Genomic DNA, 19,516 nt, shown 5'->3' on the forward strand with positions numbered 1-19,516 from the left:
TCACGCGAAAAATATCCACCAACCGCATTTTAATCTTGAGCTTCACGAAGAGAGAGAGGCGTTAAGCTTTGATTAAGAATTGGCACCTAATCTTGCAAGGTTTTTTATCCTACAGGCGAACTTTATGATGTCTTTGACAGAACGGACCAAGCCTTCTTTTAGCTGGTCGGCCCTTTTCTGGGTGCTGATTTACTTTTGGTTTTTTTCCACCGCGCTCCAGCTCACTATTTTAATTACCGGCTACAGTGGAACAACCGGCCTGCGCGACTCGCTGCTCTACAGCTCGCTGTGGCTTATCCCTGTTTTCCTGTTCCCGAATAAAACCAAAACGATAGCCGCTGTTATAGGCGTCGTGCTGTGGGCGGCTTCCGCCTGCGCGTTGGCTTATTTTGTCATTTACGGTCAGGAATTCTCTCAAAGCGTTCTGTTTACCATGTTTGAGACCAACGCGAACGAAGCGAGCGAATACGCAAGCCAGTACTTCAGCTTCAAGCTGCTGGCCGTGCTGGTGCTTTATACCGCGGCCGCAATATTCCTCTGGACGCGGCTGCGTCCGGTTTATATTCCCGGCCACTGGCGCCAGGTTGTTCCCTTCGCTCTGCTGTACGGGCTTATTCTCCATCCCCTGATCGTATCCAGCTCCGCGCACCTGGCTTCCCGCATGGAACCTGCAGCTCCCTGGCAGATGCTTATGGGCTATGTGAAGTACCAACAGCAGCTAAGCAGCCTTAACAGCCTGCTCGATCAGAATAACGCGCTGCCGCCGCTGAAAAATCTTAAAGACAGCACCGGAGAAGCGCCGAGAACGCTGGTGTTAGTGATAGGTGAATCCACCCAGCGCGGGCATATGAGCCTTTACGGCTATCCTCGCGAAACGACGCCGGAATTGGACGCTATGCACAAAGCAGATCCCAATCTGACGGTGTTTAACGACGTCGTGACGTCACGCCCCTACACGATTGAAATCCTTCAGCAGGCGCTGACCTTTGCCGATGAACAGCATCCCGATGAGTATCTGACCAAGCCGTCGCTGATGAACATGATGAAGCAGGCGGGTTACAAAACCTTCTGGATAACCAATCAGCAGACCATGACCAAGCGCAACACTATGCTGACGGTATTCTCAAAGCAGACGGACGTTCAGTACTATATGAACCAGCAGCGCACTCAGAGCGCCCGTGAATACGACACCAACGTCTTGGATCCGTTTAAAGAAGTGCTGGCCGACCCGGCGCCTAAAAAGTTTATTATCGTCCACCTGTTGGGTACGCACCTGAACTACAAGTACCGCTATCCGGAAGACTGGGGCAAGTTTGATGGTAAAACGGAGCACGCGCCGGCCGGGCTCTCCGCCGACAGGCTTGAGTCTTACAACGACTACGACAACGCTAACCTGTTCAATGACCACGTCGTGGCGTCGCTGATTAAGGACTATAAAGCCACGGATCCGAACGGATTCCTACTGTACTTCTCCGATCACGGCGAAGAAGTCTACGATACGCCGCCGCACGACATTCAGGGTCGCAACGAGAAGCAGCCGACACGCCATATGTACACCGTGCCGTTTATCGTATGGACGTCGCCAACCTGGCAGGCCTCGCACCCGCGCGATCTAAAAGGCTACGTTGACAGGAAGTACAGCAGCGCGCAGCTTATTCACACTTGGTCCGATCTGGCCGGCCTAAGCTACGAGGGCTACGACGCCACGCGCTCTCTGACCAGCCCGGAATTTAAGGAAGCAACCCGCTGGATTGGCGACCCGTACGCGAAAAACGAGCTGCGAGATTATGACAAGCTGCCGTATGGGGATCAGGTGGCGAATCAGTAGAGTAGTTATTTACTCTGATTAAAATAAAAACAAGTGGGGCCGACGACATTCGGCCTCGTTTTTATTTCCCGCGCTCTAAGTCTTCCTGCGCCAAAAACGTGACAAAATAATTAGTTCCATTGGGTAAATAACGCCTAAAGTCCTCAGCCGCTTCCAGAACCTCTAGGTTGAGCGCCCCCTCACCTCGAACGATCGCCTGCTCCAATAACGCAGGACTATGCGCAATGGCTTCCAATAGACGTCGGTAGAGCCAGTCATCCTCATAGTCGAACAGACCCAAGCAGCTTAACGTCTCAACTACGGGAAGAAAATGAGCTTCCAGCCATGAAGGTGATATTTGCCACAGCTGGCGCCTTGCATAACAAATATTCTCAACGTGCGAACTCTCAAAAAGCGCCAATAAAAACGCAATCACGTCCTGAATCGTTGACTTATCCAACTCTGGCAACATTTTCATGTTATCCGCTATGTTGGGATAAATAAGGTTCAGCTCACGTTGGTTTCGTTCAGAATACCATTCCGTTTCCATATTCTGTCCTTAATACTTTCACGCTTTCCATGCAAAAACACTCTCTATTAAAACAACAAGAAGAGCGCCGCTACTCCCCCATCCTCAACCAAAACCGCGCCTGACAGGTATTGCTAAACGCCTTCCGCTTTGGCTGAACGTCAATCCCTGCGCTGTTTAGAACGTCATAGCTTATCCAACATTCGGCGCATACGCCCTCAGACTCCAGCGCTGCACAGACGTCGTCTATTTCTACGACGCGGCGCAGCACGACGCCGTCGCAAAACCGATAGGTTTCTTCGCATACGTCAACGTTCACGCCGCCGTCCTGATAGCTATCGCGGCGTACCTCCTTTTTCTCGACATAAATCTTGCCTCCCGGCTTATCCAGCGCCCGGGCATAGGTAACTAAGGAAACCGCCATCGCCTGACCTCGGAAAGAATACGAACTTTAGTTTAACGCAGTTTGGCAGCGTTTGAAGAATGAAAAATGGGAACATTTTACTGGCATATGCCATAAACAGGGCGTATGTTATATAGCATATGCCAATAAGGAGACGCTATGCCACGCCCTAAAATCCCGAGAAAAGTCTGCGGTCAGCCGGCCAATACCTGCTTTAAACCCAACGGAATTCCTATGCGGCTGCTGGATGAAGTACCGCTCGCAGAAGATGAATTCGAGGCCCTGAGGCTGGTGGACTATCTCGGCATGCAGCAGCAGGAGGCCGCCGTGGAAATGGGCGTATCTCGTCAGACGCTGGCTAACATCCTGAAAACGGCCCGCTTCAAGGTGATCGAGTGCCTCTCTCAGGGGAAGGCGCTGATAATGAATTATAACGCTGAAGAAAAACAGGAGGATCGTGAATGATCACTGCAATTCCCGTAATGAAAGAGCATATTGCCGGCCACTTTACCAAAGCGGAAAACTTCATTTTTATCAACGCGGAAGGCCGCGTCGTATGCCACCACATTAATCCTGCCCGCGAAGGCGGCTGTGCAGAAAAAAAAGCGCTGCTAAACATGCTGCGACGTCAAAACACACGGCGGGTCATCGTCCGCCATATCGGCGAACGCATGCTTGGAAAGCTGCTTTCTCAAGACCTGTCGGTCTTTAAAACCCGCAGTGGAAATATTGACGTTCAGGCGCTGTGCTCCACCAGCCTTGAAGGATTAACACCGTTGACGGACGCCCAACAGGGAGAACGCTCTCCCAACTATGAAGCCAAACAGGCCGCAGGCGGCGGCTGCGGGTGCAGCCACGAAGACGGCGAGCATGACCACGGCCATTGCCATCGCAGCGACGGTAAGCGCTGCTGTGAATCTCATTAAACAGATATACAAAGCTTCCCGTCCGCACCAACTTCCCGGATAATTACGATAAGTTCGCGGACGGGTATGGCCAGTTCTCCATAACTTCACACGCGCTTCATATTGGCTTGGCAAACTACGCTGACCCAAATCATGCCTTTCGTTCTCGGCCTGCGGCATTTAAAGGATTATTGCTCTATGGACGTACTGCGCTTTTTACTTCGCTCTCCCTTTACGCTTCTGCGCGCTATAGGTTGGACCTTATCCGCTTGTTTCCGCATTCTGGGCCTGCTGCTTACCCCGCTTATAGGGCGCGTACAGTGGCGCACTCCCGGCTGGTTGCGCTTCATTGGCTACTCGCTGCTGTGGGCTGAAAGCGGCGTTAACCGCTACCCCAAAGCTACGGCGACGGCGTTAGTTCTTCTGGCCGCTGCGGGCGCGGGCGGCTATTACGGCTATCATTGGCACCTCAATCGCCCGGTCCCTATCGACCCGGCGCCGCTGGTTGTTCAACAGACCAACGTTCGCCTACAGCCGCCAAGCGCGGTTAACTATCGCGCCGACAAAGCGGAACCTCAGCGGATAGTCCTGCGATTTTCGCGTTCCGCCGCCCCCATTGAGCGCATAGGAAAAACCGTTACCGAAGGCCTTACGCTTACGCCCACGGCCGAAGGCGAGTGGAAATGGCAAGATGACCATACGCTGACGTTCACCGCAAGCAAAGCGCTCCCCATGGGGCAGGAATACCGCCTTACGCTTGAAGACAAACGGCTGGTCGCCCCACAGATTGAGCTCACCCAGCGCGAGTATACGTTCATCACAGAGCCCTTTGACTACCGCCTGCATCAAACCGAGTTCTATCAGGATCCGCGAGATCCACAGAAAAAGAACGCCATCATATCGGTAACTTTTAACGCCCCCATCGACGTACAAAGTTTTGAAAAGCGTCTTGCTCTGCACCTGCTGTCCAATCCAAAAATGGTGCACCTCAGCCCAACGAAATATAACGTCGTTTATAACGATAAAAGTCCGCTAAAATATACCGTCGTTTATGACGACAAAAAGCTACAGGCCTGGATCCATTCAGAGCAGATTTCCCCGTCGGATAACCGCATGCAGGCCGCTTTGACCATCGATCGAGGCATCGCTGCTACAGTTGCGGCAAACGCCGCCACGCAAACAAGAACCTACAGCGTAGACGTTCCCAGCCTTTACAGCCTGAACGTGCTTCAGATCGACAGCCAACTGATTGAGACAGAAAACGGCAAAGACGCGCGGGCGCTGATCGTCTCCTTAAGCGACGTCGTGAATGAAAAAGCGATGGCTGCGGGCGTGAAAGCCTGGCTGCTGCCAAAGCGCATGCCGGATGAAAAAGAGCCCGTCGACGAAGAGGCTATACACGCCTGGAGGCTTGATGAAATTGATGAAGCCGTACTGTCTCAGTCCGACGCCTTGCCCATAAAAATGAGCGACAACGAGCAGGAAAATCAGGTCAACTTCAGCTTCGCCTACGGCGCGCCCGCCAACCGATATCTTCTGGTGAAGGTATCCAGCGGCCTGACTTCCGCCGGCGGCTATCGGTTAAAAGATGACGACTACAAGGTAGTCCGCGTGCCGGACTATCCTCAAACTCTTCGCTTCGTATCGGAAGGCGCGCTGCTTTCCATGAAGGGGGAAAAGCGCATCACCGTCGCGGCCCGCAACCTGCCGGGCCTGAAGCTGGACATCAAGCGAGTCATTCCAAGCCAGCTGCAGCACATCGTTTCATTCAAGAACAGAACCTTTACCTCGGTTGGATTTAACCGCCTGAACGATGAATATTTCACCGAACATTTCAGCTATGAAACCGCGCTCAGTAACGATAATCCGGGAGACATTCAGTACCAGGGTATCGATCTTGGCCGCTACCTGACCAATGACCCGAAGTCTAAACGCGGCATATTCCTTCTCAGCCTGAAGCCTTGGGATCCCAAAAAAGGTACAAAAAATAACGCAGAAGCGGAGTATGACGGCAACGATCCCGATGCCGTGAGAGAGTACGAGGAGGAAGAATACGATGAAGAAGAGCAAGAAAATGCGACCGACTCTCGTTTCGTCATCGTCACCGATCTGGGCATTATGGCGAAAACCTCCATCGACGGCTCTCGCGACGTTTTTGTACAGTCGATACACAGCGGCGCCCCGGTAAGCGGCGCAACGGTGTCCGTCGTCGCTAAAAACGGCACGATGCTTTTAAGCAAAACGACCGGAGAAGACGGCCACGCCGCGTTTCCTTCATTAAGCGACTTCCGCTTTGAGCAGACGGCGGTCATGTTCCTGGTGGAAAAGGAGGGCGACGTCTCCTTCCTGCCGACCAACGCCTACTACGACCGCCAGCTTGAGCTTTCTCGTTTCGATATCTATGGTGAAAGCACGCCTCAGGATCCGCGCACGTTGAGCAGTTACCTGTTCTCCGATCGGGGCGTGTACCGCCCCGGAGAGACGTTCAACATCGGCCTCATCACGCGCACGGCCGACTGGAAAACGTCCGTGGCCGGCATCCCCCTGCGTGCGGAAGTTCGCGATCCCCGCGACGCGATGATGGCAACCTTCCCGCTAACGCTGGACGCCGCAGGCTTTAACGAACTTAGCTACACCACGTCAGAAAACTCCCCTACCGGAGACTGGACCATTTACCTGTATCTGGTGGGGAAAGACAACAAAGACGCTCGCCTGCTCGGCAGCACGACGGTGAAGGTCAAAGAGTTTGAGCCGGACAAGCTCAAAGTCGCCCTCACCCTGACGCCAGACCGCCAGCAGGGATGGGTGAAGCCGTCCGAGCTGAAGGCGGAAATCGACGTACAGAATCTGTTCGGTACGCCTGCGCAGGACAGGCGAGTCACGTCCAAGCTGACGCTACGTCCGGTTTATCCAAGCTTCAGCCGTTTCTCAAACTATCAGTTCTATGAAAACCGCCGCAGCAGCGACAGCTTTGACACCGAACTGGAAGAGCGCACTACCGACGCAGACGGCAAGGCCAGCATTGCTCTGGGGCTCGACGCTTACGGCGATGCAACCTATCAGCTCCAGCTGATTTCCGAAGCTTTTGAAGCGGGCAGCGGACGCTCCGTCACTGCCGCGGCGCGCGTCATGGTTTCACCCTACGACTATCTGGTTGGCGTCAAGGCCGACGGCTCGTTGGACTACATCAGCCACCGTTCTGAACGCAGGTTAAACCTGATCGCCGTCGATCCGTCATTAAAGCAGAGAGCGCTACAGGGGCTGAAAGCTGAACTGTTGGAACAAAAGTACCTGTCCGTGCTGACCCGCCAGAACTCCGGCGTCTATAAGTATCAGTCCAAGCTGAAAGAAACGCCCGTTGCCGAAACGGCTTTGGCTATCGGTGAAGAAGGAACGGACTTTACGCTGAATACGGAAAAACCGGGCAATTTCGTGCTGGTCATAAAAAGCGCCGACGACAAGGTGCTTAACCGCGTCGCCTACACCGTCGCGGGCAATGCCAACGTGTCTCGTTCCCTCGAACGCAACGCTGAGCTGACGCTCACGCTAAATAAAGACGCCTATCGGCCAGGTGAAAATATTGAAGTCGCGATTAACGCGCCATACAGCGGCAGCGGCATCATCACTATCGAACGAGACAAGGTCTATCACTGGCAGTGGTTCCACGCGTCCACCACCAGTTCGGTACAAACCATTCGCATCCCACCAGACATGGAAGGCAACGGCTATATCAACGTTCAGTTCATTCGCGATCCGAACTCTGACGAAGTCTTTATGAGCCCGCTCAGCTACGGCGTCGAGCCGTTTAAAATCAGCCATGAAGCGCGCCAGGCCAAGATAGAGCTTGAGTCGCCGGAGGTCATCAAGCCCGGAGATACGCTGTCCATTAAAGTGAAAACCGACTCCGCACAGCGGGTCGCCGTCTTTGCCGTAGACGAAGGGATACTTCAGGTCGCGCGCTATCGCCTGAAGGATCCGCTGGACTACTTCTTCCGCAAGCGGGCGCTTGAAGTTGAGAGCGACCAGATACTCGATCTGATCCTGCCCGAGTTCAGCAAGATGATGTCTCTGACGTCCGCGCCGGGCGGCGACGCGGGAGAAAGCATCGATCTTCACCTGAACCCGTTTAAGCGGAAAAAAGATGCGCCGGTCACCTACTGGTCCGGCATTGTCGACGTTAACGGCGAAGCCGAACTCAAATACCACGTGCCCGACTACTTTAACGGCAAGCTGCGGATCATGGCGGTCGCCGTTACACCCGACCGCATCGGCCACGCGCAGCGCTATACCACCGTTCGCGACGACTTTGTTTTAAGCCCCAACGTACCGACCACCGTATCTCCGGGCGACCAGTTCGACGTGACGCTCGGCGTCGCCAACAACCTGACCGGGCTTAACGGAGAAAAAACGGCGTTGGAAGTGGCTATTGCGCCGCCACCTCAGCTTGAAGTGGTCGGCAACGCCAGCTATAGCCTGTCTCTGGCGGAAAAACGCGAAGGCGTCGTTACCTTCCGCTTGAAGGCAAAAGAGCACTTAGGCAACGCGTCTATCAAATTCACGGCCCGGTCCGGCGATAAGTCGGCTTCGCGTACCGTTAGCCTGTCTCTCAGACCTGCGGCTCCCTATCGTACGCAGTCGGTCATGGGCCGTATGGACGGAAGCCAGCAGAGCGTACGCGACATTCGCCAAATGTATGACGCCTTCGCCAAGCGCGACGCCAGAGTTTCCTGGTCGCCGCTGGTGTTAACCAACGGTCTGGCGCAGTATTTGGCGGACTACCCCAACGCCTGCTCAGAGCAAATCGTCAGTCAGGCGGTTCCGCTGCTGTTCCAACAGCGCCATCCTGAAGTGAAAAACGGCCGCTCACAGGAAGAGATTCGCAGTCAGCTTAAGAAGACCATGGCGACGCTGCTTGCTCGTCAAAACGGCCGGGGGGCCATCGGCGCATGGCGCTCCTCGCCGAACGCAGATCCGTTTGTCACCCCCTACGTCGTCCAATTCCTGCTGGAAGCGCAGCAGGCCGACTATCCGGTGAGCGACGCACTGCAAAAATCGGCCAACGGCTACCTGAAGCAGCTGGCGGCTAACGATGCGATGCATACGCTGGACGACCTTCGCCTGCGCGCCTTTGCCGTCTATTTGCTGACGCGTCAGGGTGAAGTTACCACCGGCCAGCTGGCCGCCGTCCAAACCCGTCTGCAAAAAAGCTACCCGGACGTTTGGCAGAAAGATCTCGGCGCGCTGTATCTGGCCGCGTCTTACAAAATGCTGAAGATGGATAAACAGGCCGATGCGCTGCTACAGCCGACCTGGGACGAACTCAGCAAAGGCTACGACAAAGCCTGGTGGACAAGAGACTACCTTGACCCGCTGGTGCAGGACAGCACGCGGCTTTACCTTATCGTCCGCCACTTCCCTGAAAAGGCGGCCAGCATTCCACCCCAGCTGTTGGAAAACATGGTGCTGCGCCTGAAAGAGGAACGCTATACCACCTATTCCTCAGCGATGACCATTATGGCGCTGGAGTACTATACCGCTCAGGCGAAAACTTCGGCGGCTGAAGGTAAAGGATTAGCGGTGAGCGTTAAACGAGGAGATGGACAGCCTGAGACTGTCTCCACCCTCGGCGGCGCGACGGCAATAGCAAACTTTGATGCAGGCATTTCTGAAGTGCTGTTTAGCAATCAGAGCAGCAATCCCGCATGGTACGTCGTCACGCAGGCTGGCTATGACCGCAGCCTTCCGACCCAGCCCATCGCCCGCGGCCTTGAAATCACCCGCGACTACGTCAACGAAAAGGGAGAAATCGTCAACAGCGTAGCGCTGGGAGATAAAATCTACGTACGCCTGAAAATCCGCGCTAACGCCAAAGAAGGTCTGGACAACCTGGCGATAGTCGACCTGCTTCCGGGCGGCTTTGAGGTCGTCCAGCAGTCGGAGGAAAACGCAGGCGCTTCCAGCGATGACGGAACGGAAGCCTCCTGGCAGTCGCCGCTGGCCGCCTCAGGGTCAACCTGGCAGCCGAGCTACAGCGACATTCGCGAAGACCGGGTTATTATTTATGGCAGCGCCACCGAACGCGTGCAGGAGTTCGTTTATCAAATCAAAGCGACTAACTCCGGCATCTTCACCGTGCCGCCCGCCTTCGGCGAAGCCATGTACGATCGCGAAATTCAAGCGCTGGCGGTAGGGACCGGCACTCTGACGGTCACAGAACCTGTTGCGATCAGGTAGCGGTTACCCATGTCGCAGCGCAGCGCTTCAGTAAACCTATCCGGCCGCATCTCCAGGGCCGGATTTAAACAACTGCTTCAAAACCTGTTGATGGCAGCCTTTCTGCTAGCGCTGTTTTGTATCGGCTTTCGGCTGTGGCCTCACCCTCCTTTGTCGGAAGGGCTTCCCCTGTCAACAGCCTATTACGATCGCCAGGGAACGCTGCTGCGGCTGACGCTTTCCAATGATGACCGCTACCGGCTATGGACGCCGCTGGAAGAGATATCCCCGCTGGCGGTTGAAGGCATCATGCGCTATGAGGACCGCTGGTTTTATTGTCATCCGGGCTTCAACCCCTACAGCCTGCTGCGCGGGTTTTGGGTCAGCTACGTCAGCGGCGGGCGCCTGCAGGGCGGCTCAACGCTGACCATGCAGCTTGCGCGCATGCACTGGCGGCTAAACACCCGCACGCTCGACGGAAAAGCCGTTCAGATCCTGCGGGCCGTTCAGCTGGAGCTAAGCTATTCCAAGCGAGACATCCTTGAGGCCTACCTCAACTATGCGCCCTACGGCAGAAACGTTGAGAGCATCGGCGCGGCCAGCCTGATTTATTTCAACAAAGCGCCCAAAAACCTCACGCTGCCGGAGGCCCTGACGCTGGCGGTGCTGCCGCAGTCGCCCAGCTATCGGGTCGATGCGAATACCGGCGTCGTCGGGACCGCGTTGACTGACGCCCGAAACCGCCTCTACCAAAGCTGGCTGGCGGAACATCCTGAAGATGCCGATCTTTCAGCGCTTTTCCATCTGCCGCTGGCCCTGCGCCAACCGGAAAAAATGCCCTATATCGCCCCGCATCTGGTCGAACAAATTCAAAGGCAAAGACGGCGCAGCGTCGAGCAGGAGCAAACCGTCACCACCACGCTGGACGCCCGACTTCAGCAGCTGGTGGAAAAGCAGGTCAGTGCGTTTATCGAACGCAATCAAAGCAGAGGCATTCACAACGCCGCCGTGCTGTTAGTCGACGCTCGCGATATGGGAGTGCGGGCGATGGTAGGGTCCGGCGACTATTACAATCGCCAAATTCAGGGACAGGTCAACGGCACCGACGCCAAACGTTCTCCAGGTTCGACGCTAAAGCCCTTTATCTATGCGCTGGGATTAGAACAGGGCGTTCTTCACCCAATGACCATTCTCAAAGACGTGCCTTCAACCTTCGGCGCCTACGCGCCGGAGAACTTTGACCGCCGCTTTTTGGGCCCCCTTTCCGCGACCGATGCGCTCAACTACAGCCGCAATGTGCCCGCCGTTGCCGTCGCAGCCCGGCTTAAGCAGCCTAACCTTTATCAGTTTTTGCAAATGGCCGGCGTCGCCAACATGGCAAGCGAAAGACACTACGGGCTGTCGCTGGTATTGGGCGGGGGAGAAGTCACCGCCCAAGAGTTGGCAAAGCTTTATGCGGTGTTGGCCAATCGAGGAACGTTCAGCCCGCTGAGGCTGGAAGAGTCGACGCCGCGCGCGTCGCCGATGACGCCGCGCGCGTCGCCGATTCGGCTGCTGAGCGAAGAGGCCTGCTTTATTACGCTCGACATGCTCAGCCAGCACCGACGCCCGGGAGATACGCTGGCCCAAAGGCCGATGTCGCTGCCGGTTTACTGGAAAACCGGCACCTCTTGGGGATTTCGCGACGCCTGGAGCAGCGGCATATTCGGCCCCTACGTGCTGGTCGTCTGGCAGGGCAACTTCGACGGTAAAGGCAACAGCGCGTTCATCGGTGCAGACGCCGCCGCACCGTTGTTTTTCAACATTATTGATAACGTCATTGCCGACTATCCAGAACTGAAAGAGCCGCCCCATCGACGTCCGGAAAACCTAAAGCAGGTTGAGGTTTGCCTTTCCAGCGGCAGCCTGCCGACTCCTTGGTGCCAACGGAGGGGAAAAACCTGGTTTATTCCCGGCAAGTCGCCGATTCAGGTCGACACCGTTTATCGCCCGGTAGCCATCGATAAGGAAAGCGGTGAAGTCGCCTGCCCGCCTTACGATCCGTCCCGAGTCAACGTGGAGGTGTTTGAGTACTGGCCGTCCGATCTGGCTAAAGTATTCGCCCAGGCGGGGCTTCCGAAAAAAACGCCCCCTTCAACCGCCCACTGTAAGGACGGCGCCAGCGTAACGGCCGGAGCGCCGCCCCGCATTACGTCGCCGCTGCGCAACACTACCTACACGCTGCGACGAACGGCTTTGAAAAAGACGCCCATCGTTTTTAGCGCCATTACGGACAACGACGGCAGCGTGATCTATTGGTTTGTCGACGACGCCTATCTCGGCAATACTGCCAGCCAGCGGACAATCGAGTGGGCGCCGGAGTCCAGCGGGCGCTATCGCATCCGCGCAATAGACGATCGCGGTCGAGCCGATACAAGAACGGTTAACGTCGACATTACTAACGTTCCCTCAGGCTAGTCTTCGTCGGCCACACCAACACCCCGGCGGCAAATAGCGCGACGGCGGCGACGTAGAGCGCGGGCGTCAGGCTACCGGTCAGCGCCGTCGACAGCGCCGACAGCACGGGCCCAACGAGCTGTCCGACGGCGTAGCCAGTAGTCAATAGCCCCGCCATATAGCGCGCCGAATCCGGTGCCAGCTCCCGTCCGTACAAAAGCGACAGCTGCACGACGCACAGGAACCCGCCGCCAACCAGAGTAGCGCCAACGGCAAGCCCCGCAATGCCGGGCAGCAGCTCTGCGCACAGGACGCCCGCGGCCTGTAGCCAAAGCGCTACCGCCAACCTGATGGGCGTTGGCGTCGTCAGATAGTGCCGAGTGACGATAACGATGGCGATCCCCACCACGGAAGCGCCGCCGAACAGCGGCCACATAAACTGTGCCGGCAGAGAATCAGGAAAGCGAACACTCGCCATTTGGGAAAGAAAGGTGGCGGGAAGAATATAGCCAAATCCCGCCAGGCTGTAGCTCCACACCAGCCGCCGGATGCGACCACCTACGGCTGCGGGCGGCAAAACTGCACTCTGCGCACGGTGCATGTCGCCGCTGCGGGGAAAGTTGGCGCTTACGGCGCAGGCAAGGGCCAGCGCCACCACACCGTAGCCCAACCAGGCGGAACCTGCATTCCATCCCCACGAGTGAAAGCCAACGGCCAGCAGGCCGCTGAGAAAAATACCCGCACCCGGCCCGGCGAACACGGCGGCGGAAAGCCCGGGTCGCCCCAGAGCCAGCAGCCGTTCGCTGCTCCAGGCGGCGACCATCACCAACCCCCATCCGCTGGCCCAGCCGATAACAAAGCGGATTGCGCCGTGCCAATAGGCGCCATCAACCAGACCGGACAGAAGCGTCAGCGCTACCGCGCCCCACACGCCTCCCCACAGGCGCATCTCTATTCGTTTGGATGCGCGCATCGCATCATAAGATCCGCACAGATAGCCCAGATAGTTGCTGGCGGCCACCAGCCCGGCTCCGGTCAGAGAGAACTGGCCTTCCCCCAGCATTAAAGGTACCTGGGGCGTAAAGGCGAAACGTCCTATCCCCATTACGATGACTAACGCAATAAATCCGCTGAACGCAATTCTCCAGGCCATCGCCCCTCCCGCTTGGTTATTAAATAACTATAGCTAAATTAGGCGATTGAAAAGAGAAGGGAGATAAATAAAAAAAGCCGACGCGGTAAAGCGTCGGCCTTCTATTTTTGATTATCAGAAAACGAAATCAGTTCGCTTCGTTTGAAGCGACTCTCTTAGTGTAAAGAATTTTACCGTCGCCGAGGATCCGAGTTTCGTAATTGGCATCCTGCAGGCTAACGGATTGAATATCACGCACGGCCTGCCCTTTCGATGCACTAAACGGGCTTTTAACCTTCGACGCCTTTGGCGCCACGCTGGCGGTTACCGGCGTTGAGATGTCCGGATGATTAAGATTGAAATTGTTTACAATCGCCACGCCGCTAAACTGGCTGGACAGCGGATCGATAGGACTGTTGTTCGCCCACAGTTCGTAGTGGAGATGGGCGGCCGTGCTGCGACCGGTATTGCCGGACAGGCCGATTTTCTGCCCCTGCTTAACTTTTTGCCCCTGCGTCACCAGCAGTTTGCTCAAATGCATATATTGAGTGCTGTAGCCGTTCGCATGACGAATGACAATGTAGTTCCCGGCGGAACGACTGAATTTGGCAATAACCACTTCACCTGCTCCCGTTGATATCACGGTAGAGCCAATGGGCATTGAAAAATCAATTCCTTTATGGGGCATACGCTTACGCGTGACCGGGTTGACGCGCGAAGGATTAAACTGAGACGTGACCTGAAAAGGTTCTGCCGTTGGATAGCGGAGCAGAGATGCATTGCTTATGCTGGCACTGGCGCTTGACGACGCCTGCGTCTTCTTGCTTTTGGTCGGACTCTGTTGAGAGGCATAAGCTGCGCCGGAGGTCAGCAGTACAGAAAAACAAATGAGTTTTATCAGCGGATTACTCAGTCGTTTGGTTATTGGGCTCAGCATGCTCATCATGATGCCTGGCCCTCATTATTATTCGACATTCTGGAAGCCATTTAATCAGGTAAGGTTAAAATCTAGACCGCATTATGCCCTAATAATTCCTTCGTTTGGGTATATATTTGTAAATTTCGAGAGATTACCCATAAAATCGCGCCAACCCCGCTCGCTGATACTTCATTATTTATTTTAATATCAAATAAATAATGTCAGCCAATCAAGGAAAGTTTTATTGCGGGAAAAGCAATAAACTGTCACTTCCCTCTTTGTTTTTCTAGCCAAAACTGAAGTATTTATAAAGAGTTTCAGCTTTTTTCATAAGAACAGTGATAAGAGTAACTATTTGGAAACGACGATTTGAAGCATTCGCGTAAACATCATCTTAAGAACGGAAAGAAAGCGCGCACGTTCCTTTTATGCTCATCGCTCTTCCACACTCTTTGCCAAGGCGGCCAAAGAATCATTGGCAATGGGAAAGCCGCCAACCTTTTGAGACCCCTCCTCATTTTCGAATAAAATTCTTTAAAGTGTCGATATCACCACTAATTTATCTATAGAAAGCCCCGACAATTAATGGTAGCTTATCGATTAATTACATAAAAATGCGTAAGTTACCCAGAATATACGCCAAAATGGCGCAGGGACCGAAAACAAGAGCCCACACCGAAAGGCGTTTTCGCAGCTTAACGTAACATTTGGGCATTCCGACAGGTTCGGAACCCACACCCTGTCTATACGCCCCCGTTCCGGCGCCGCCAAGGCGGCAACCAGAAGGAGAAAGCGCATAGAGATACGGAACGTTTTTAAAAGGGGTTGATGTAAACATGGCGTCTGTGCCCAATTACCATCTTGCAGGAATCGACGTAGGTTCGACAACCGTCAAACTGGTGCTGCTGGACAAACAGCGGCAACTAGTTCACCACGCCTATCAGCGCCACTATTCCGACATCCGTCAGACGCTTTTATCCCTGTTCGAGCAGGTGCAGAACGCATTTCCGACGCTGACCGTTGTCCCTGTAATTACCGGCTCCGGCGGTCTGGCGCTGTCGGAGCTGCTTTCCATCCCGTTTGAGCAGGAAGTTATTGCCAGTTCAAAGACCATCACCACGTTTATCCCTCAAACCGACGTCGCTATCGAACTGGGCGGGGAAGACGCCAAGCTCACCTACTTCGACCGCCACGGCGTCGACCAGCGCATGAACAACAGCTGCGCCGGAGGCACGGGGGCGTTTATTGACCAGATGGCGTCCCTGCTGGAGACCGACGCCGCCGGATTAAACCAGCTGGCAAACGACTATCAAACCCTCTACCCCATCGCTTCACGCTGCGGCGTGTTCGCTAAAACCGACGTTCAGCCGCTTATCAACCAGGGCGCGGCCAAGTCGGACATCGCGGCGTCAATCCTTCAGGCCATCGTCAACCAGACTATCAGCGGCCTGGCCTGCGGCAAGCCCATCAGGGGCAACGTGGCCTTCCTGGGCGGGCCGCTGTACTTCCTTGATAACCTGCGAAAGCTGTTTATCAAAACGCTGAAGCTGAAAAAGGATAAGGTCATCTTTCCAGAAAACCCTCAGCTGTTCGTCGCCATCGGCGCCGCGCTGCTGGCGGATAAGCAGGGAGAAGCTGTTTCACTGAGCCAGCTCATCGGCGCGCTGCGCGACGCCAAGGAAAGCACCGTTAAAGAAGTCGACCTTCTGCCGCCGCTGTTTCAGACGCAGGCCGACGTTGACGCCTTTCGCGAGCGCCACGCCAAGGCCAACGTGACGCGCATTGCGCTGGAAGACTATCGGGGGCGGGCCTATCTGGGCATCGATTCAGGATCCACCACCACAAAAGTCGTTTTGATCGGGGAGAGGTGCGAACTGCTGTATGACTTCTACGGCAGCAACAAGGGCAACCCGCTCAACGTCGTACGCGAAGTGCTGTGCGATATCTATCGCCAGCTGCCTGCCGAAGTCACCATCGCCAAGGCGGCGACGACCGGCTACGGCGAGCAGTTGATAAAAGCCGCCTTTCGCGCCGACGCGGGCGAGGTGGAAACCGTCGCCCACTACCGCGCAGCGGAGCAGCTCCTGCCCGGCGTAGAGTTTATTCTGGACATCGGCGGCCAGGACATGAAGTGCCTGTATATTCGCGACGGCGTCATCAACAGCATTTTGCTTAATGAGGCCTGTTCCGCCGGCTGCGGCTCGTTTATCGAGATGTTTGCCCGCTCGCTGAATATCCCCGTCACCGAATTTTCTCAGCAGGCGCTGCTGGCGGAGCGGCCGGTCGATCTGGGCACCCGCTGCACCGTATTTATGAATTCAAAGGTCAAACAGGCGCAAAAGGAAGGCGCGACGGTTGCCGATATTTCCGCCGGTCTTTCGTACTCTGTCATCAAAAACGCGCTGTATAAGGTGATTAAGCTTAAGCAGCTCGACATGCTGCCGCAAAAAATCATGGTTCAGGGCGGCACCTTCTACAACGAAGCGGTGCTGCGCGCGTTTGAAAATCTCACTGAAAGAAGCGTCACCCGCGTGGACATCGCGGGGCTGATGGGGGCCTACGGCGCGGCACTTATCGCGCGAGACGGGGCCAACGACGGACGCCCCAGCCAACTGCTGCACCCAAGCGAACTTGAAGCCTTTGGCGTAGAACAAAGCAGCGACCGCTGTCGCGAGTGCAACAACCAGTGCATGCTGACGATTAACGCCTTTGAAGACGGGCGAGAGTTTATCTCAGGCAACCGCTGTGAAAAAGGCGCCCGCGTTGAAGTGGCTCCAAGCCGTCTGCCTAACCTGTACGAGTACAAAGAAAACAGGGTGTTCAACTACAAGGCGTTGCCCAAAGAGCTGGCCGTACGGGGAACGGTGGGCATACCGCGCGTACTTAACCAGTTCGAAAACTACCCCTTCTGGCACACTTTTTTCACTCAGTTGGGCTTTCGCGTAGTGCTGTCTCCGCCGTCGACTGAACGCCTTTATCTGAAGGGAATAGAAACCATCCCTTCCGAATCAGTCTGCTATCCGGCCAAGCTGGTGCACGGCCACATTGAGCACCTGATAGAACGTAAGGTTGACCGCATCTTTTTTCCGTCCGTTACCTATGAGTGGCAAGAAACGCAGGGTGGAGATAATCACTTCAACTGCCCGGTAGTCAGCACTTACTCGGAAGTTATTCGCACCAATATTGACGCCATAAGTCAGGGAGAGGTCGCGTTCCATAACCCGTTCATTAACTTTAACCACCTCGACTCGGTGGAAAAAGCGCTGTTTAACGAGCTCAGGCCGCTCGGGCTAAAGCATAAAGAGATCAAGCAGGCAGTACAGGAAGCCTGGCAAGAGCTTCAAGCAATGCGGCAGGACGTCCGCAACAAGGGCAAAGAGGTCGTTAACTGGCTGGTGGAAAACGATCTGCCCGGCATCGTGCTCGCCGGTCGCCCCTATCACGTCGACTCGGGCATCCATCACGGCATTGACCGCATCATCGTCGAAGAAGGCATGGCTGTGCTAACGGAAGACAGCGTAGCGCACCTGGGCGAGTCGCTTCTTCGCCGCCCGCTGCGCGTCGTTGACCAGTGGGCCTACCATTCTCGCCTGTACGCCGCCGGCGCCTACGTAGCGGCCAGCCCTCAGTTGGAGCTGGTACAGCTCACCTCCTTCGGCTGCGGCCTTGACGCCCTGACCGCCGATCAGGTGGAGGAAGTGCTAAGAGCCGCCAATAAGGTTTATACCCTGATCAAGATCGACGAAGGCGCCAATCTGGGCGCGGTCAGGATCCGCATTCGCTCCCTTAAGGCGGCCATGGCCGCCCGACGACATCGCGGCGTTACGATTTCGGATACGCCTTACGAATCGAAAAGAACGCCCTTTACCGAGGCGATGCGCGGCACCCATACCATTCTGGCGCCGCAGATGGCGCCCATTCACTTTGACCTGATTCAGTCGGTTTTCCGCTCTGAAGGCTATCGCCTGCAGGTACTGCCTACCGTCACCAAGTCGGCTATTGAACAGGGATTAAAGTACGTCAACAACGACGCCTGCTACCCCTGCGTGCTGGTCACTGGGCAAATCGTCGATGCACTCACCAGCGGACAGTACGACCCCAATACCAGCGCCGCCATTATTACCCAGACCGGCGGCGCCTGCCGGGCGACCAACTACATCGCTTTTATTCGTAAAGCGCTGGAGGACGCAGGTTTCCCGCAGGTGCCGGTTATCTCCTTAAGCGCCTCGGGGCTGGAGGAAAACCCAGGGTTCCGCTACAGCCTGCGCATGGTGAAAAAGGCGGTCATGTCGATAATTTATGGCGACCTGCTGATGAAGGCGCTGCTGCGAACGCGCCCCTACGAAGCGGAGCCAGGATCGGCCCAAAGCCTTTACGAATACTGGAACCAGCGGGTAAAGCAGAATCTTGAAGCCGAAGGCAGCATGGGACGGTTTAAAGAGGACGTGGCACAAATCGTCGCCGAGTTTGACAGGCTTCCTCTACGCCCGGAGAGAAGGCCCAGAGTCGGCATCGTCGGCGAAATCCTGGTGAAATATCACCCCGGCGCTAACAACGATCTGGTTGGGCAGATTGAAGCGGAAGGCGGCGAGGCGGTCGTTCCCGACATGCTCGACTTTTTCCTTTCCTGCACCTACGGCACCCGCTATGACCGACGCCAGTACGGACTGGACTTCCTGAGCATGGCGCTCAATCAAGCGGCTACGTCCACCATCGAGTGGATGCGCAAGTCGGTAAACAAAGCGTTAAAACGCAGCCAGCGCTTTTGCGCCCCGCCCGTCATCGCCGAGCTGGCGTCCATGGCTGAAAGCGTCGTGTCACTGGGTAACCAGGCCGGTGAAGGCTGGCTGCTAACGGCAGAGATGATGGAGCTTTTGGAGATGGGAGTAAACAACGTTGTCTGCGTCCAACCCTTCGGCTGCCTGCCAAACCACATTACCGGGCGGGGCGTGATTAAAAGCCTCAAGCAGAGATATCCGGCTGCCAACATTTTTGCTATCGACTACGACCCCGGCGCCAGCGAAGTCAATCAGCTAAACCGGCTGAAGCTTATGATGTCGGTGGCGCAAAACGCTATCGATATCAGAGTGGATCAGGAATCTGAGTCAAAAAGCATCGGCTTCGGCAAATCCTATCGACCAAAGCCGTCTACGGGATAGGCACTCGCATTAC

The 19,516-nt window shown here is 55.6% G+C and carries 10 protein-coding genes; 6 read left to right on the top strand and 4 right to left on the bottom strand.

Features of this window, described 5'->3' with window-relative positions; genetic code table 11:
* Positions 1-124 precede the first annotated feature (124 nt).
* Positions 125-1,828, top strand: coding sequence for a phosphoethanolamine transferase CptA (locus G544_RS0114600; RefSeq protein ID WP_027275291.1), 1,704 nt, complete (start codon positions 125-127; stop codon positions 1,826-1,828).
* Between the two features lie 61 nt (positions 1,829-1,889).
* On the opposite strand, the gene G544_RS0114605 is transcribed toward G544_RS0114600, so the two are convergent.
* Together G544_RS0114605 and G544_RS0114610 are read right to left on the bottom strand one after the other, a co-directional pair.
* Positions 1,890-2,357, bottom strand: coding sequence for a hypothetical protein (locus G544_RS0114605; RefSeq protein ID WP_027275292.1), 468 nt, complete (start codon positions 2,355-2,357; stop codon positions 1,890-1,892).
* A 70-nt stretch (positions 2,358-2,427) separates the two neighbouring features.
* Positions 2,428-2,760 carry a hypothetical protein gene (locus tag G544_RS0114610; RefSeq protein WP_027275293.1) on the bottom strand — a complete coding sequence of 111 codons (333 nt, stop codon included), beginning with the start codon at positions 2,758-2,760 and terminating at the stop codon, positions 2,428-2,430.
* 138 nt (positions 2,761-2,898) lie between these two features.
* Between G544_RS0114610 and G544_RS0114615 the strand changes: the two genes are divergently transcribed.
* The 4 genes from G544_RS0114615 to pbpC all read left to right on the top strand — a co-directional run bounded on the left by G544_RS0114615 (position 2,899) and on the right by pbpC (position 12,314).
* Positions 2,899-3,204: a DUF134 domain-containing protein gene (locus G544_RS0114615; protein ID WP_027275294.1), complete on the top strand. Its 306-nt coding sequence runs from the start codon at positions 2,899-2,901 to the stop codon at positions 3,202-3,204.
* On the top strand, positions 3,201-3,665 hold the full coding sequence (locus tag G544_RS20685) for a NifB/NifX family molybdenum-iron cluster-binding protein (protein WP_051155774.1): 465 nt from the start codon (positions 3,201-3,203) through the stop codon (positions 3,663-3,665). The genes G544_RS0114615 and G544_RS20685 overlap by 4 nt, the downstream gene beginning before the upstream one ends.
* A gap of 177 nt (positions 3,666-3,842) precedes the next feature.
* Complete coding sequence (locus tag G544_RS0114625) at positions 3,843-9,878, top strand: alpha-2-macroglobulin family protein (RefSeq protein WP_027275295.1); 6,036 nt, start codon at positions 3,843-3,845, stop codon at positions 9,876-9,878.
* 9 nt (positions 9,879-9,887) lie between these two features.
* Positions 9,888-12,314 (top strand): penicillin-binding protein 1C, encoded by a 2,427-nt coding sequence (pbpC, locus tag G544_RS0114630; RefSeq protein ID WP_081650806.1) that lies wholly within the window; start codon positions 9,888-9,890, stop codon positions 12,312-12,314.
* Here the strand turns inward: pbpC and G544_RS0114635 are convergent.
* Complete coding sequence (locus tag G544_RS0114635; RefSeq protein ID WP_027275297.1) at positions 12,295-13,446, bottom strand: YbfB/YjiJ family MFS transporter; 1,152 nt, start codon at positions 13,444-13,446, stop codon at positions 12,295-12,297. The two genes, pbpC and G544_RS0114635, sit on opposite strands and share 20 nt — an antisense overlap.
* Before the next feature lie 127 nt (positions 13,447-13,573).
* Entirely contained in the window at positions 13,574-14,371 is a 798-nt protein-coding gene (locus G544_RS21400; protein WP_051155775.1) for a peptidoglycan DD-metalloendopeptidase family protein, read from the bottom strand.
* 809 nt (positions 14,372-15,180) lie between these two features.
* On the opposite strand from G544_RS21400, the gene G544_RS20695 reads away from it, so the two are divergent.
* Positions 15,181-19,503, top strand: a complete 4,323-nt coding sequence (locus G544_RS20695; protein WP_051155776.1) for a 2-hydroxyacyl-CoA dehydratase — start codon at positions 15,181-15,183, stop codon at positions 19,501-19,503.
* The last annotated feature ends 13 nt before the right edge of the window (positions 19,504-19,516 follow it).

This window comes from Leminorella grimontii ATCC 33999 = DSM 5078 (genome assembly GCF_000439085.1).
Classification (GTDB): Bacteria; Pseudomonadota; Gammaproteobacteria; order Enterobacterales; family Enterobacteriaceae; genus Leminorella; species Leminorella grimontii.

Bases quoted from the DNA above. Each gene is read 5' to 3' on its own strand.
- G544_RS0114600 (WP_027275291.1), top strand. From the start codon at position 125: ATGATGTCTTTGACAGAACGGACCAAGCCTTCTTTTAGCTGGTCGGCC.
- G544_RS0114605 (WP_027275292.1), bottom strand. From the start codon at position 2,357: ATGGAAACGGAATGGTATTCTGAACGAAACCAACGTGAGCTGAACCTT.
- G544_RS0114610 (WP_027275293.1), bottom strand. From the start codon at position 2,760: ATGGCGGTTTCCTTAGTTACCTATGCCCGGGCGCTGGATAAGCCGGGA.
- G544_RS0114615 (WP_027275294.1), top strand. From the start codon at position 2,899: ATGCCACGCCCTAAAATCCCGAGAAAAGTCTGCGGTCAGCCGGCCAAT.
- G544_RS20685 (WP_051155774.1), top strand. From the start codon at position 3,201: ATGATCACTGCAATTCCCGTAATGAAAGAGCATATTGCCGGCCACTTT.
- G544_RS0114625 (WP_027275295.1), top strand. From the start codon at position 3,843: ATGGACGTACTGCGCTTTTTACTTCGCTCTCCCTTTACGCTTCTGCGC.
- pbpC (WP_081650806.1), top strand. From the start codon at position 9,888: ATGTCGCAGCGCAGCGCTTCAGTAAACCTATCCGGCCGCATCTCCAGG.
- G544_RS0114635 (WP_027275297.1), bottom strand. From the start codon at position 13,446: ATGGCCTGGAGAATTGCGTTCAGCGGATTTATTGCGTTAGTCATCGTA.
- G544_RS21400 (WP_051155775.1), bottom strand. From the start codon at position 14,371: ATGATGAGCATGCTGAGCCCAATAACCAAACGACTGAGTAATCCGCTG.
- G544_RS20695 (WP_051155776.1), top strand. From the start codon at position 15,181: ATGGCGTCTGTGCCCAATTACCATCTTGCAGGAATCGACGTAGGTTCG.